The sequence below is a fragment of the Rhizobium sp. G187 genome (genome assembly GCF_051549525.1).
GTDB lineage: Bacteria > Pseudomonadota > Alphaproteobacteria > Rhizobiales > Rhizobiaceae > Allorhizobium.
Window position 1 is genome coordinate 1 of record NZ_JBPUGM010000008.1, and the last position, 15,414, is coordinate 15,414.

The 15,414-nt window shown below is 59.6% G+C and carries 14 protein-coding genes; 5 read left to right on the top strand and 9 right to left on the bottom strand.

The window, feature by feature from the left end:
- The first annotated feature begins 487 nt into the window (after positions 1–487).
- Positions 488–877 (top strand): RidA family protein, encoded by a 390-nt coding sequence (locus tag ACSV9I_RS19285; RefSeq protein ID WP_438330421.1) that lies wholly within the window; start codon positions 488–490, stop codon positions 875–877.
- 15 nt (positions 878–892) lie between these two features.
- On the opposite strand, the gene ACSV9I_RS19290 is transcribed toward ACSV9I_RS19285, so the two are convergent.
- The 6 genes from ACSV9I_RS19290 to ACSV9I_RS19315 all read right to left on the bottom strand — a co-directional run bounded on the left by ACSV9I_RS19290 (position 893) and on the right by ACSV9I_RS19315 (position 7,229).
- Positions 893–1,474, bottom strand: coding sequence for an NAD(P)H-dependent oxidoreductase (locus ACSV9I_RS19290; RefSeq protein WP_438330422.1), 582 nt, complete (start codon positions 1,472–1,474; stop codon positions 893–895).
- A gap of 238 nt (positions 1,475–1,712) precedes the next feature.
- Positions 1,713–3,122 (bottom strand): FAD-binding oxidoreductase, encoded by a 1,410-nt coding sequence (locus ACSV9I_RS19295; protein ID WP_438330423.1) that lies wholly within the window; start codon positions 3,120–3,122, stop codon positions 1,713–1,715.
- Between the two features lie 2 nt (positions 3,123–3,124).
- A complete protein-coding gene (locus ACSV9I_RS19300; protein ID WP_438330424.1) occupies positions 3,125–4,438 on the bottom strand; it encodes a cytosine deaminase in 1,314 nt (437 codons plus the stop codon).
- On the bottom strand, positions 4,438–5,232 hold the full coding sequence (locus ACSV9I_RS19305) for an ABC transporter permease (protein ID WP_438330425.1): 795 nt from the start codon (positions 5,230–5,232) through the stop codon (positions 4,438–4,440). Before ACSV9I_RS19305 ends, ACSV9I_RS19300 begins: the two co-directional genes overlap by 1 nt.
- Positions 5,232–6,053 (bottom strand): ABC transporter ATP-binding protein, encoded by an 822-nt coding sequence (locus ACSV9I_RS19310; RefSeq protein ID WP_438330426.1) that lies wholly within the window; start codon positions 6,051–6,053, stop codon positions 5,232–5,234. The genes ACSV9I_RS19305 and ACSV9I_RS19310 overlap by 1 nt, the downstream gene beginning before the upstream one ends.
- Before the next feature lie 159 nt (positions 6,054–6,212).
- Positions 6,213–7,229, bottom strand: coding sequence for an ABC transporter substrate-binding protein (locus tag ACSV9I_RS19315; RefSeq protein ID WP_054158313.1), 1,017 nt, complete (start codon positions 7,227–7,229; stop codon positions 6,213–6,215).
- A gap of 179 nt (positions 7,230–7,408) precedes the next feature.
- On the opposite strand from ACSV9I_RS19315, the gene ACSV9I_RS19320 reads away from it, so the two are divergent.
- Positions 7,409–8,362 carry a LysR family transcriptional regulator gene (locus tag ACSV9I_RS19320; RefSeq protein WP_438330427.1) on the top strand — a complete coding sequence of 318 codons (954 nt, stop codon included), beginning with the start codon at positions 7,409–7,411 and terminating at the stop codon, positions 8,360–8,362.
- A gap of 12 nt (positions 8,363–8,374) precedes the next feature.
- Here ACSV9I_RS19320 and ACSV9I_RS19325 read toward each other — a convergent pair whose 3' ends face one another.
- Positions 8,375–9,175 (bottom strand): creatininase family protein, encoded by an 801-nt coding sequence (locus ACSV9I_RS19325; protein WP_438330428.1) that lies wholly within the window; start codon positions 9,173–9,175, stop codon positions 8,375–8,377.
- A 352-nt stretch (positions 9,176–9,527) separates the two neighbouring features.
- On the opposite strand from ACSV9I_RS19325, the gene ACSV9I_RS19330 reads away from it, so the two are divergent.
- From ACSV9I_RS19330 to ACSV9I_RS19340, 3 genes are all read left to right on the top strand, one after another.
- Positions 9,528–10,499 (top strand): DMT family transporter, encoded by a 972-nt coding sequence (locus ACSV9I_RS19330; protein WP_438330429.1) that lies wholly within the window; start codon positions 9,528–9,530, stop codon positions 10,497–10,499.
- A 134-nt stretch (positions 10,500–10,633) separates the two neighbouring features.
- Complete coding sequence (locus tag ACSV9I_RS19335; RefSeq protein ID WP_438330547.1) at positions 10,634–11,560, top strand: ROK family protein; 927 nt, start codon at positions 10,634–10,636, stop codon at positions 11,558–11,560.
- A 66-nt stretch (positions 11,561–11,626) separates the two neighbouring features.
- The gene (locus ACSV9I_RS19340) at positions 11,627–13,378 is read left to right on the top strand and encodes an amylo-alpha-1,6-glucosidase (RefSeq protein WP_438330430.1); all 1,752 of its coding nucleotides are present in this window, start codon (positions 11,627–11,629) and stop codon (positions 13,376–13,378) included.
- Between the two features lie 68 nt (positions 13,379–13,446).
- On the opposite strand, the gene nagB is transcribed toward ACSV9I_RS19340, so the two are convergent.
- Complete coding sequence (gene nagB / locus ACSV9I_RS19345) at positions 13,447–14,193, bottom strand: glucosamine-6-phosphate deaminase (protein WP_438330431.1); 747 nt, start codon at positions 14,191–14,193, stop codon at positions 13,447–13,449.
- 14 nt (positions 14,194–14,207) lie between these two features.
- Entirely contained in the window at positions 14,208–15,347 is a 1,140-nt protein-coding gene (locus tag ACSV9I_RS19350; protein WP_054158307.1) for an ABC transporter ATP-binding protein, read from the bottom strand.
- Positions 15,348–15,414: the final 67 nt, after the last annotated feature.

A 15,414-nucleotide genomic window follows, 5' to 3' on the forward strand; every position in this document is an offset into this window, starting at 1 on the left:
GCCCGGTAGCTCGTCAGGCTCATAACCTGAAGGCCGCAGGTTCAAATCCTGCCCCCGCAACCAAATCCAAACATAAATACGCAAAACCGCCTCCATCCAATGGGGGCGGTTTTGCGTTTGCGACAGGTCAAAAACACAAAACAAGCAAAGTGAACTGCGAAACGGGGAATCTATACCGCCACTGGCTCGCGCTCCCCGCTATCAAGAAACACAAACAACCAGAGCCACAAATAACCTGCCATCATCCCCGTCAACACACATACTAGCTCCACTCACATATGCAGCTTTTAAGGCAGGGGGCAGAGCACCGAACGACCGCAGGAATAGAGCGTTCACAGGTGACCTGCGTGAGGGTCAGAGGGCCATTGAAGCTGCAGCACATCGCTGAGCTTTCGATGGTCAACAGGTCGCGTCCATGACCTGAAAGCAGCGTGGAATGCAAGCTTTATGCTTCCACAGATGTGCTTGCCGCGCTAGGCTCAGACCTATGAAAAAGGTCTTCAATCCCCCCTCCGTCCGCCGTCCCTTTGGGCACTACAATCACGCCCTGCTCGTGCCGCCGGGCGCGAACCTTCTGGTCACCTCCGGCCAGCTCGGCATTCGCCCGGATGACACGATCCCACCGGATGTCACCGGCCAGGCTGAGCTTTGCTTCGAGGCGATCAAGGCCATTCTCGAAGAGGCTGAGATGACCTTCGCAGATGTCATTCGGATCTCGGGATTCGTGACGCGGCGCGAAGATTTTCCCGCCTACATGGCGGTACGTGACCGCTACACGCTCGATCCGAAACCTGTCTCCACGCTGCTGGTGGTCGGGGGATTCACGCGACCGGAATTCCTCGTCGAGGTTGAGGTAACGGCGGCCAAGGTCATCTGACGGCCGGCCGTTCCCTTAGAAGTTTTCCATCTCGCGGCGCACCTTGGCCATGAAGGTGGCGCGGGTTTCTTCCGTGCAATTGTTCATGTCGTAATGCGCGAGATACTTGACCGGTGCACCGATCTTGATCTGGGCGCGGATGACACGCTTGACGATCTTCTTTGGCGGATTGCCGGCGAGGAAGGCGCGCATCGGGGTCGCGCCATAGGTCATGACCGCCGCGAGCTTTCTGATGTGGCGGAGCGTGGGCGTCAGCTTGCCATCCACCAGGTCAAAGGAAACGCCGGGCAGCCAGACGCGGTCGAAATAGCCCTTCAGCATGGCCGGGAAGCCGAAGTTCCAGACGGGGGTGACGATGACGAGTGCTTCGGCGTTCTTCAGGCGGTCGACATAGGGCTGCACGAGCGAGAGGTTTTCGGGGATGTCGTGATAGACGCGGCGGTCATGAGCCGAGAGGACCGGGTCGAAGCCCTCCTCGTAGAGATTGCAGCCATCCACCTGGTGGCCGGCCTTTTCCAGGCTCTCACAGGTGAGCTTGTAGAGCGCCCGGCCAAAACTTTCTTCGACGGGGTGGGAGTGAAGGACCAGTACGCGCATGTTCAAAAGCTCCAAGTCGTTGCCCGCCGCGCCTGCGATCGGGGTTCAAGTCAAAACTTCCGCGCCGTTTGTCCCAGCATCCTGATCTCTCGCCGCCTGAAGCCGAGGGATGGGGGATGCCATGTCGTGAAGAGCATGGGCCGGAGAGGTCCGGCCGGGAGTACCTTCGGAATGAGTTCGTTCCGGCGGTTATCCATTGCGGCTCCGGAACGGGGAGCCGCAACGCATCTGATATGCCTCACGAGGCTTCGGAAAACACCTCCAGGCCTGGAAACAGGTAGTTCTTGCCGGCGGAGAAATCGAAATCCGGGTTCTCCCAGGCGATCATCTTGCCGGGGTTCAAGAGACCCTTCGGATCGGTTTCCTTCTTGAAGGCGAGCTGGACCTGGTCAGTTTGCTTCATGCCGCCTTCTTCGAGCGTGTAGCGGTGCGGGTTGAAGATCGGGCAGCCGTTTTCCTCGTGAATGCGGATGATCTCTTCCAGTCGTTCTTTCGTGGTGTAGCGCACCAGAGGCAGGCCGGCGCACTGGATCTGGCCATCGAACTTGATGAATTCGAGATGGCCGATCACCTCGTCAGGGAAGAGTTCGGTCATCACGCGGACCTTTTCGACATGGTCGGGGCCGGGATACTGGACCTGCAGATAGGTGATGTTGGTATCGAGCTTGAGCGCCCGCAGCGTCGTGTGGTTCCATGCCAGCTCATAGGCATGCGGGATGCCCTTCATGCTTTCGACTGTGTCGGAGCGGAAGCGCACATCGCCCTTCATCCGCTCGGCGAGCGCCAGGAAGGGCTCCATGGAATGCGGCGCCACCATCAGTACGACGACCGACTGGCCTTCCTTCAGCCAGGGCTTGTGGCGGGTGAAATAGTCGAAGGGAATGGGAGCTGCAATCGGGGCGACCTCCTTCAGGAGGATGCCGTTTTTGTGGGCGAGCGCATCGGCGAATTTCACTGCATCCATGAAGTTGTCATAGCCGACGATGACGTCGACCCAGTCGTAAGCAGGCGCCAGCGGCATTTCGACTTCGGTGATGATGCCGTTGGTGCCATAGGCGTGAGAGACCTTCTGCAGGTCCCAGGCGGAGAGTTCGAGCACGCGGGGCTCGGCTTCCATGGTGACGACGCGTAGGCGCAGGATATTGCCGAGATCGCGCAGGCCGCCCCAGGTGATCGAGCCGACACCGCCGGAGCCGCCGGCGATGAAGCCTGCAACGCTTGCCGTCTGCTTGGTCGAGGGATGGAAGCGCAGTTCCTGGCCGGAATGTTCCTTCGTCTGGCGGTCGAGCTCGGAGATGATGATGCCGGGCTCGCAGATGACGCGACCGGGCAGGATCTCTTTCACCTTGTTCATGTTGATGAGGTTCAGCACGATGCCACCCGAGAGCGGCATGGCCTGGCCGTAATTGCCGGTGCCGCCGCCGCGCGGGGTGACCGGAACGCCATGGGCATAGGCGACTTTCAAAACCCGGATCACCTCTTCTTCCGTGGTCGGCGAGACGATCAAGTCACCCACCACGTTGTCGAGTTCGGCCTTCAGGATCGGCGAATACCAGTAGAAGTCACGGCTCTTCTGTTTGACGAGCGCGGGATTGTCCTCGACGGCGATGCCTTCCAGCTCCTCAATGATTTTGGCGTAGTCAGCCATGTCTAAGCTCCAAGCAATGGGTCAAGTTCGCGGTAATCCGGCAGGCTGCGGTCGATGCCCATGCCATTCCGCATCACGATGCGGTCGGCCTGCGGACGGGAGAGGAATTCGCTCCAGCGGCGGGCACTGAAGAGGACGAGATCGGCGCGGCCGCCGACGGCGATGCGGCCATGGTCAGGGCGCTTCAGGATGTCGGCCGGCGTGCGGGTGACGACCCTCGCTGCGGTGTCGAGCGGATGGTCGAGATGGATGATGCGGACCGCCTCGCGGAAGACCTCGACCGGATCGAGATCCCCATAGGCATAGAAGGGGTCGCGGGTGTTGTCGGAGGACACGGCGGTCGCGACACCTGCTGCCGACAGTTCGTGGAAGAGGGTGACGCCGCGCTGGCGGGGCGTGCGGCCGGCAGTGCGATCCTGCAGATACATGTTGCACATCGGCAGCGACACGACCGAGAGACCTGCCTCCGCCACCAGATCGATGGTGCGCTTTGCCAGATCATCGTCCTGGCGGGCGAGCGAGCAGCAATGGCCGACGGTCACGGATCCTTCGAAGCCGTTGCGGATCTTGGCTTCCGCGATGGTCTTCAGCGTCAGCGTTTCCTTGTCCTGCGTCTCGTCGACATGCAGGTCGACGTCGAGGCCGTTCTCGGTCGCGGTGCGGAAGAGGATATCGAGCTTCTGGTCGAGCTCCGGCATCAGATAGGTGACGCCGCCGAGCAGGCCCTTATTGCGAACGATGACCTCGACCAGATCGCTGAAGAAGGCCTCGTCGGTGATTTGGTCGAAGGGGAAAAGGGCGGCGGCCTGAAGATCGACCTTGCCGGCCCAGGCCTCGCGGACCTCGGAAAAGACCTCGAAGGAGATGCGGTGCTGTGGCGCCAGACTGTCGAGATGGGTGCGGATCAGGCCGGTGCCATGGGCATAGGTCGTGCGCAGCGAGAATTCCATGCGGGCCTTGACGTCTTCCGCCGTCCAGCGGGCCTCGCGGTCGGCTTTCACCGCTTCCAGCGCGCCCATGAAATCGCCTGAGGGGTTCGGCCGGCGGTCCCAGATATGGCCCTTGTCGAGATGGGTGTGCATGTCGACGAAGGTCGGCCAGACCATGCCGTTCCTGAGGTCCGTGGAGGGCAGGCCCGCTGGTGCCTCGCCGGGCTTGAGGATCGCCTCGACCTTGCCGTCGGCAACGACGATGTCGGCGCTGATCAGCCCCTCGCAGGCCGGCGCCTCGACGCCATCAATGCAGATCTCCGGCAGCGTCGCATTGGCAAGCACGAAGCGTTTGGCGGCGGGAAGATTGGCAATCGGGCTCGACATCAGTTTTCTCGTTTCAGGCTGCTCTCGTGCCAGCGATGCAGCGCCAGCCAGGAAATGAAGGAGGTAATGGCAAAAATCACGACGCCCAGGCAGGAGAGCAGGAAGAGGGCGGCAAACAGGCGTGGGATGTTCAGACGGAACTGGGCCTCGAGCAGGCGGAAGGCAAGGCCCGATCCGGCGCCCGCGGAACCAGCCGCAAATTCGGCAACGACGGCGGCGATCAGCGCTAGCCCGCCACCGATGCGCAAGCCCGTCATGAAATAGGGAAGCGATGCCGGAAGTTTCAGATAGAGCAGGGTCTGCCAGCGGGAGGCGCCGTAGAGGTCGAAGAGGTTCAGGAGATTGTGGTCGACGCTCTTCAGACCCTGAACCATATTGGAGAGGATCGGGAAGAAGGCGACGAGGAAGGCGCAGATGAGAAGCGCAACTTGAGTCGAGGGTGAATAGATCAGGATCAGCGGCGCAATGGCGACGATCGGGGTCACCTGCAGGATGACGGTGATCGGGTAGAAGGCGATCTCGATCCATTTCGACTGGACCAGGGCAACGGCGATGCCGACCCCGCCGAGAAGGGCGAGGCCCAGTGACATCAGGGTGATCTTGGTGGTGACCCAGAGGGCAGGCGACAGTGTGCCCCAGTCCTTGAACAGGGCGCCGGCGACCGCAATCGGACCAGGCAGGATATATTGGGGAACGCCAGAAACCCAGACGCAAACCTGCCAGAGCACGATCAGCAGACAGACGACGAGGATGGGGATGAAGATCTTGAGCAGGGTTTCGGCCGGTCCGGTCATCAGTGATGCTCCCCGCCCATGGCTTCGATCAGTGTCTTGGACACGGTTTCACAGGCCTGCCGATACTCTTCGGACGTCCGGTAGAAGGCGTCGCGGTCGAGGCTGGTCTGCAGCGGGAAATCGGCATGCACCCGGCCGGGGCGCGCCTTCATCACCACGATGCGGCTTGAGAGATAGGCGCTTTCGAAGACCGAGTGCGTGACGAAGATAACCGTGATTCCGGTCTCCTTCCACAGGGCCAGCACGTCGTCGTTCAGCTTCTGCCGGGTGATTTCGTCGAGGGCAGCGAAGGGTTCGTCCATCAGGAGAAGCTTCGGCTTGGTAACGAGCGCCCGGGCGATCGAGACGCGCATCTTCATGCCGCCGGAGAGTTCGCGCGGATAGGCGTCGATGAAATCCTTGAGGCCGACGCGGTCGAGAGCGGCGAGGATATCCGTCTTTGCCGCCGACTTCGAGATGCCACGCAGCTTCAAGGGCAGGTAGACATTGCCGAACACGGTTGCCCAGGGCATCAGCGTTGGCTCCTGGAAGACGAAGGAGATGTCACCGTCTGGCAGGCCCTTGGAGTTAATGCGGGAGCTTGGCCAATCGATGGTGCCAGATGTCGTGTCGCCGAGGCCGGCGATGATCCGGAGTGCCGTCGACTTGCCGCAGCCGGAAGGTCCCAGAAGTGACACGAATTCACCGCCATTGACGGTGAGCGACATGCCGGTCAGCGCCACCGTGCCGCTGGAAAAGACCTTGGACACGTCCTTCATCACCACGAGCGCCCGGCGCTGTTCGGGAGGGGGAGCGAGCGTCTGGACTTCGGAAAGTGACATGGATGGCCTTGGACTATGAACGAAGAGGAGCGCTGCCCCTCACCCTAACCCTCTCCCCGCAGGCGGGGAGAGGGGATGTCATCACCGACACCGGCCCGGAAACTTCTTCTCCCCGCAAGCGTGGAGAAGGTGGCGGCAGCCGGATGAGGGGCGAAGCCCTTACTTCTTCAGTGCCATCCCGACGCCCTTGCAGACGAACTGGGTGGTGTAGGCCTTCTTGTAGTCGAGGTCAGCAGGTTGGACGCCGATCTGAACCATGGCGTCGAAGAAGGCCTTGTACTTCTCGTCGGTCATGCAGCCGATGCCCTTTTCCAGCGCTTCGCCTGACTCAACGATGCCGTATTCCTTCATCTTCTTGATCGAGTATTCGATCTGGCCATCCGTCATTTCCGGATTGTCTTTCTTGATGAGGTCGTTGGCTGCCTTGTTGTCGCCGTAGAGGTAGTTGTACCAGCCCTCGGCCGAGGCATCGACGAAGCGCTGGACGACATCCGGCTTGCTCTCGACCATGGTCGCCGTCGTGGTGATCATCGTGGAATAGGGGTTGTAGCCGTTGTCGGCGAGCAGGAAGACCTTTGGTGCCCAGCCGGCCTGCTTCTCGATTTCATAGGGTTCTGAGGTCAGGTAGCCCTGCTGGGCGGACTTGGGATCGGCGATGAAGGGGGCAGGGTTGAAGGTGTAAGGCTTGTACTTCTCGTCGGTGAAGCCCTCGAAATTCTTCTTCATCCACTCGTAATAGGTGACGTAGCCGTCCTTGCCCATGAAGATGCTGTCAAGCTTGGCGAGGTCGGCAAACTTCTCGATACCCTGGTCTGGATGGGCGAGCAGGACCTGCGGATCCTTCTGGAAGATCGCGGCCACATCGATCAGCGGGATGCCTTCCTTGACGGCGTCCATTTCGCCAAGCGGGCTGCCCATGTAGAAGTCGACCTTGCCGGCGATCAGGAGCGCGCGGTTGGCGGCCTGCGGGCCACCCTGCACGACGGTGACCTTGAGGCCATACTTTTCATAAGTGCCGTCGGCCACAGCTTGGTAGAAACCACCATGTTCAGCCTGGGCGAGCCAGTTGGTGCCGTAAGTGACCTCATCCAGTGCGAAGGCCGTCGTGGTCGAGGCCAGCGCAGCGCTGAGGCCGAAAAGGGCGAGAAGGCTTGTCCTGGTGAGCGTGTCGCGCATTGATCGTTCCCCTGTTCCGTTCCAGGGCCCGTTTTCGGGCTCCCTTTTCCGGCATTTGATCGGCTGACATGCGTCTTGAAAAGCATCAAAATTCGTCCGCATCGATGCTTTTTTTGCACTGGTCGCGGAAATGCTGCACAGTGATGCGCCATGATTAAAATTTGCGCAGCGGAGGTCTCGTGCTTCACTCTCGAAAGCTCGTCTATATCAATGAAATCGTTCGATGCGGCTCGATCCGTAAGGCCGCCGCGCGGCTGAATGTCGCCTCATCTGCGGTCAATCGCCAGATCCTGGCGCTGGAGGAGGAACTCGGGGCGCCAATCTTCGAGCGGCTGCCGAAGGGATTGCGTTTGACCGCTGCCGGCGAGCTCTGTGTTGAACATATCCGTGACGTTTTGAAGAATTACGAGCGGCTGGAAGGGCGGTTGCGTGGACTGAAGACACCGCAGATCGGCAAGGTGTCGCTGGTAACGACGGTCGGACTCGCCTCGGGACCGCTGCCGGCAATCCTGTCAGGCTTCATTGCCAAACATCCGCGGGTGCAGATCAAGCTACGCAGCGATGGCGGGGTGACAACGATCAATCCGGTGCTGACCGGGGAGGTGGATGTCGGTCTCGGCTTCAACATCCCTGCAACGCCCGGTATCCGGACACTCGCTAACTTCGACGTGCCCGTCGGCGTCGTGCTGCCGCCCGGTCATCGACTGGCGCTGGAGGATGGGCCAGTCGATTTGGTGGAGGTGGTGCAAGAGCCATTGATCCTGGCGCAATCCGGGACTAGTCTGCGCAACATCATCGATCTCGCGCTTGCGCCCTTGCCGCTGCTGGTCGATCCGGTGGTCGAGACGAATTCTTCCGAGCTGATGAAGCAGTTGGTGAAGGCGGGCACGGGACTGACGCTCCTCAACCCGCTCGATGCACTTGCCGAATGCCGGCGTGGGGAGCTCATATTCCGACCGCTCACCGATGCGCATGTCCGGCATCAGCCGATGAAGTTGTTTGCCCGGGCCCGGGCGCCGCTCGATTCGGCGACCAGCCTGTTCATCGAATACCTTATGCAGGAACTGCTCGTCCTGGTTCAGGATCTCAAAGACCGGGGCCACATTCCTGAGAGCATTCGTGGAACGATGTAAGGGGCCGCGGCCTCAGTCGGGTACGTAGAGGTTGGATAAAGGATAGGCGGCGACGTCGCGCAAAAGTTCGATGAAGCCCGCCACCTGATGCTTGCAGATCGCCTCGCCCTTTTCCGCCGTACCCTTCGAGGCATCGCCGACCACGCCATGCGGATTGAGGTCATGGGCAATCCAGGCCAGTGAATGGGGCGGCAGCGGAGTCAGGAACCGCGAATTGGCGCGGATTTCTTCTGCCTTGGAGACAAAGTTCTGCGCCTTCTCCATCCGGACAAGCTCGGGGCGGAAATGCAGCATCAGCGAGGTCTCGACCTCGCCGCCATGAATGCCATAGCGGCTTTCGTGCTCGGAGATCATGCCATCTGGATTGCCGAAGCGACCCCATTGGGTAGAAACGACCGCCATCTGGTGGCGGACGCGCAGTTCGCGGGCAACGATGCTCATGACATCGACATTGCCGCCATGGGAGTTGACGATGACGAGTTTGCGAAGGCCGGCTTCAGCGACTTTTGTGCCAATTGCCGTCCAGGCGGGGATGAGGATTTCTGGGCCGAGGGACAGGCTGCCTGGGCCATAGACATGCTCGTTGGCCTTGCCGATTTCCTGGGTCGGCAGGACGAGGAAATCGAGATCGTCAGGGCGCTGGACCTTGAGTTCTGCCAGCATCCCGTTAGCGATAGCCACGTCGGTTGCAATCGGCAGATGAGGTCCGTGCTGCTCCGTCGAGGCGATCGGCAGGATGGCGACCGTTGTCTCGGGCGAAAGCGAGGCGAAATCGTAGGTCGTCAGTTCGTTCCAGAAGAATGGTCTGGCCATGGCTTTGCCCCGCTTTCGTTTTCTTTCTCGTTCGATAAGGCAAAAGTGCTGGCCGCGAAAAGCACCATATTTCGCTCGCGGCGATGCTAATTTGCGCTCGCCAAAGGCTTTGGCACTTGCGTTTCGGACATGCTGGGAAATGACCTCGATATTTGGCGGGAGCTTAAAGAGGTGAGGGGCAATCGAATGTTACGCGCATCCATACCGACTGTGCGCTCGAGATGAGAAGCAGGTCGCCAATGCCTTTGATACACGCCCAACCCGATGTTAGACGAAAATTAGTTCGTCATGGTGACGAATAAGAATTAGGCTGCTATGATGACGCCACGGACAAGAGACTCAAGGTGACGGCATGAAAACATCCTCTTCGGTTACAAATGAGGAGAAGCAGACCCGGATTCAGCCGCCTGCGACCACGCGCATGGACGACAAGGCCAAAGGCGCAATCCTGATGCTGATTGCGGTCTCGCTGTTTGCCTGTCTCGACAGTACCGCCAAACTTGGCAGCCAGGCGGTGCCAGCAATTCAAACCGTCTGGTTCCGCTTCACCGTGCACTTCATTCTCGTGGCGATCGTCATGAACCCTTGGCGGAGGCCTGATGCCTGGCGGACGTCTGCTCCTAGGCTTCAAGCAGCCCGGGCTGCGATCCAGATCGTCTGCACGGGACTGAACTTCCTCGCACTCAGTTACCTACAGATTGCCCAGACACTGTCCATCCAGTTCATGGGGCCGATCTTCGTAACAATCCTATCGGTCATTTTTCTCGGCGAGGTTGTCGGTCGCTACCGTTGGACGGCAATCTTCATCAGCTTCGTTGGCGTGCTTATCATAACCCGACCGGGTGTCGGTACGCTGGAACCTGCTTTTGGCCTGATCATCCTCTCGGTCCTCATTGGTGCAGGCTATAGCATTCTGACGCGGCGCCTCTCGGCAACAGAGTCATCCGGCAGCATGTTGCTGATTATGGCCGCCTTTCCAGCGGTCATTCTGACGCCGCTGATGCCCTTTGTCTGGGTTTGGCCAAAGAGCTTTGCAGAATGGTTGCCACTGATTGGCACGGGCGTATTCGGAGCCATCAGCCACTACTTTTACATTGAGGCGCATCGCCACGCGCAATCGTCTTTTCTTGCGCCACTGCAGTATTTCCAGTTCCTAGCCGTGCTCATCCTTGGCTTCGTCGTCTTCGGTGACATCCCGACGATCTGGACCCTCGTCGGAAGTCTGGTCCTGATCGGATCGGGGCTGTTCATCTGGTATCGCGAACGAACCATTGCGCGCGCCGAACGTGCCCGCGAAGCCGCAACGCATGCAGGCTCCGCTTGACACTCCGAAGACCAGTCAATAATAAATTCGTCAACACACCGAACAAATAAAAGGATTGCGCCGTGGCAGCTTCTGAAGCTCTCTTGGTCAACGCACCATCTTCAGTCCGTCGCGGCGATCAGGGCGACCGTTCAATGGCTGAGCTCGTGGTCGGCATTGACCTCGGTGGGACAAAAATCCTGGCTGGACTCGCCGACAAAGATGGAAACGCTCGATTCACGGTTGAAGAGCCGACAAGTCACGGCGCAGATGCGCCCGTGCTTAAGCAAATGGTTTCTCTGGTTACGCGACTCCTAGCGTTGGCAGATGCTCAACTACACGATCTGAACAATGTGGTGATCGGGATACCCAGTGCAGTCGATCCGTCGACCGGCCTTGCCTCGCTCTCGCCGAACTTGGCACTCCCGTCGGATATCCCTCTGGCCGAATTGATGAGAGAAATGCTCCATTGCCCCGTCACGGTCGAAAACGACGTGAATTTGGCGGCCTATGCCGAAGCCATGGCGGGAGCCGGCATGGGCGAACGGTCTCTGGCTTTCCTGTCCTATGGCACAGGCGTCGGTATGGGACTGGTCGTAAACGGTGAATTGTGGCGCGGTGCCTTTGGCAGAGCCGGCGAAATCGCCTACCTGCCGATCGGAGCTGAACCGCATGCGCGCGCACCAAGCTCGGAAAACGGCCTCTATGAGGACGAAGTGGGAACGCGCGGCATCCGCAAACGCTTTGCACCCGCACACGGATCGGTCAGCGATCTGTTCGCCGCTGCGCGCTCGGGAAATGTCGAGGCCACCATGGCCCTCGATGAGATTGCCAGATCCGCCTCGATCGGTGTTGCGGCCATTCATGCAGTATTCGACCCTGCACTTACGGTGATCGGTGGCGGGATAGGCAGTCAAGTCGAATTCATGAAGCTGTTGAAGGCGCATCTGGCACCTCTACTGCCTTTCGATTGCCGGCTCGAACCGAGCCTCTTCGACACAAATGCGGGCATGGTCGGGGCAGTCATGCTGGCCGCAAGGCACGCACGGGGCGCGTCGCCACGACAAGCGAACGTTGGCTGACCTGTCCCAATCATATTCCTTGACCCAACATCCGGACGAGCCGAAAGGCGATGACAGGAGCGTGAAATGGTACAAATGAAGTCCCTCGCCAAGGCGCGTCCTGACGGGCAGGTCGAAAGTGAAAGCCCTCTTCAACTCGCCTTCATGGCGCCCCGCCTCCAGGGAGATCTCTATCCCGAAGGCCGCCTAGAACTGGCGCTTTGGGGCTGTGGCAACATGGCGAATGTCTTCTTCGAACCTTGGTCTGGTCCCTTCGTCTATGGACCCAACCGTCTGACGACAGAAGCCCATGGGCTCTATGTCGCGCAGTCCGCTCCCGTTCTCGCACTGACCGGCACCGTATTGAAGTCGGTGCGTCCGGCAACACGCTGCGCCTGGTGGGGAACTTTGACCCAGCCGGAGCCGGTGAAGCGCAGTGGCACGCGTCGCATTGCAAGCACCGCTTGGGGTCTGACCATCATTGAAGACCGTGGGGACGGAGTGATCGTGATTTCAGCGGGCGCCAGCCAAGCTGAAGTCGAACGCGGGTTGGCCCTGTCGACTGAAGCGATCATTGCAGAAGCGCAGGCGCATGCGCTGCGTTGTGATCTCTTGCCAAAGGCGCCACCGCTACTGCGAAGCATGGCAATTCAGAGCGCCCATGCCTCGCTGTCGAGCATCAGGCGTGCTGAGGATGGATCCTTTCTGGGACTCGCTGCAGGCCAGGCCTATAGCGCTCCGACACGAACCTACTACCGTGATGGCTATTGGACCCTCCAAGCACTACTGCATCTGGACCTTGATGCAGTGCGCGACCAGATCGATCTTCTCGCCACCGGCATTCAGCCCGATGGTGAGGCGCCAAGCGGCGTCATTCTGACGGGTCCCCAGCAGGGGCTGGAATGGGAGAAGTTTCGCACCACCTCGCCGGACTACCGGACGGAGCATTTGCGACCGACAGACTGGTGGAGCGATCACTTCGATAGCCCGCTGTTCTTTATCCTCACGATCGGGGACTATGTGCGAGTGACGGGCGACGAAACTGTGCTCGTTCGGCACTGGAAGACGGTTGAAGCGATCTACCGGCGTTATCTCTCGTTCGACAAGGCCGGAAACGGACTGCCGCAGAAGCCGCGCCATGACCGTGATTGGGCGGACAATGTTTTTCGTCATGGCTATGTCGCCTATGATCTCGGTCTCTGGGTGGGGGCACTCGATGTCATAGCAAAGTTCGGCAAAGCGATCGACGCATACGTCGCCGATGAAGCGCAGACGACGTCGATCAAGGCGAGAGCATCGCTTGACGGTGTACTGCTGACGCCAGGTGGATGGTATGCAGATTACGGGACCCGTGAAGATTTCGTCGAAGATCACCTGACCCTGGACAGCCTCACTCTGCTCCGCTTCGAGGCCGTTTCGCCGGAACGGGCAAAAATCGTTCTCGGTCATGTCGCGAACCTGCTGGAAACACGGAACAACGATAAGCAGCCCTACGGCGACTGGGGCGTCATGTGCGCCTGGCCGCCATTCAAGCGACCTGCTGATACCCGTGCAAAATCCGCCTTTGCCTATCGATATCACAATGGTTCCGATTGGCCCTATTTGTCTGGCCTTTATGCGGAACAACGGCTGAAATATGGACTGGAGGGCTGGGACTATCCCATGCTGCGCTGGTGGCAGACGAGTCTCGACAATGGATGGATCGGCTCTGTCGAATATTTTGCACCGCCGTTTGGGCGCGGCTCCCTGCTCCAGGGCTGGACGGGCATGTCCGCTGCCGCAATCCTTCAGTACCGGCAGAAGATTGAGGCAGCGATAGCTGCCGGCAACGTGCGATGAAACAAAGAATGGCCGGCTTCAAGCCGGCCATTTTCATTTCAGAGGAGTGGTTTTCCGGTAGCAGCCTGTCAGGCCGCTCTTTGAAGGCCGGCTGCCGCGGTATCGAGAAACCAAGTGACCTGGCCGTGATCCTGGAGCGCCGAAGCCGGGCAATCGGCCTGAAAGCCGCCTTGGGTGGCGCGATGAATGGCGTCTGTTTTTGATGCTCCCGTCGCTACAAGGGCGATCTTGCGGGCAGACATAATGGTCCCGATACCCATGGTCATGGCGGATCGCGGCACTGGACGATCGGCAAAGAAGCGAGCGTTGGCCTCTAGAGTGTCGGTGTGGAGATTGACAAGCCGCGTACGGCTGTCTCTGGCCGAGCCCGGTTCGTTGAAGCCGATATGACCATTGCGACCAATGCCAAGCAACTGAAGGTCAATTCCGCCTGCCGCCGCTATCATGTCCTCATAGCGCGCGCCGGATTTGTCGGGCTCGCTGCCGTTCGCTTCTGGCAGGAAGGTCCGACTCTTGTCGATATCAACATGGTCGAACAGCAGCGCGTTCATGGTGCTGCGATAGGAGCCGGGATGTTCGGGCGGCAGTTCGGCATATTCGTCGAGGTTAAAGCTGGTGACGGCGGAAAAGCTGATTTCCCCGTGTTTGAACGCGGTGACTAACCGCGCATAAACCGGTTCCATCGTGCCGCCGGTTGCAAGTCCGAGCGTGGCGGACGGTTTTTCCTGCACCACCTTGATGATCAGATCTGCAACTGCATTCGCGACAGCCTCTGGTGTCGAAAAAATCAGTCTCTGAGAAGAGGAAACAAGCATGGCTCGAGACGTCATCACTTTTTACGCGGAGCGATGACGCTACCATCCGACCGCCGTCTGGCGAATGACTGCCCGCTTTCGCCGTGGAAAAGATGAAGACATGCCGGCTCGATACCGAATTCGATGACGTCGTTCTCGGCCACGGGCACATGGTCGGGCAGATGAACAACCGTCGCCGTGTCGTTCCCATCGATCGTGCCGTAAACATAGGTCTCGGTACCGACACTTTCCGCGTAATTTGCACGGAAACGTACGACGCTGTGGCCATCATATCCCTGCGGTCGCAGGTGGAAATGGTTCGGCCTGATTCCGAGTGTCACCTTGTCACCAAGGTTGCCGGTGCTGCCGTCGACGGGTACAGACACGAGCCCGAAACCCTCGACGTGAACACTGACCTTCTCGGCCTCAACGGCTCTGACGCTGCCCTCGTAGAAGTTCATCTGTGGAGAGCCGATAAAGCCGGCAACGAATTTGTTTGCTGGAAACTCGAAGAGTTCAAGCGGGGCGCCAAACTGTTCCAGGCGTCCACCATTGAGGACGGCGATGCGGTCCGCCATTGTCATCGCCTCGATCTGGTCATGGGTGACATAGATCATCGTTGCGCCGAGGCGCTTGTGCAGACGGCTGATTTCGCCGCGGGTCTGGACCCGGAGTGCCGCATCAAGATTGGACAGTGGCTCATCGAACAGGAAAATCTTCGGATCCCGGACAATCGCACGGCCGATAGCAACGCGTTGGCGTTGTCCGCCTGAGAGTTGCTTTGGGTGCCGGTCCAACAGCGGTTCGATCGCCAGCATCCGTGCGGCCTCGGCCACCTTGGCGTCAATCACCTGTTTGTCCAGCGAGAGATTTTCCAGGCCGAACGACAGGTTCTTGCGGACCGTCATATGAGGATAGAGTGCGTATGACTGGAAGACCATTGCAATCCCCCGATCGCCCGGCTGAAGACGCGTTACGTCTTCTTCGCCAATCAGGATCTGCCCTCCGCTCGTCGCTTCGAGACCGGCGATAATCCGCAGCAGTGTCGATTTCCCGCAACCAGATGGGCCAACCAAGACAACGAATTCGCCATCTTCAACGGCAAGGTCGATCCCATGGAGGATGGTCTGTGCCCCGAATTGCTTGACTACGCCCTGGAGTGCCAATCCTGCCATCTGTCGTTCCCTTTGTTTTATTCTATAAGGGACGCAAGCGCTGCGCCAACGCCCCAATCTCGCGTTA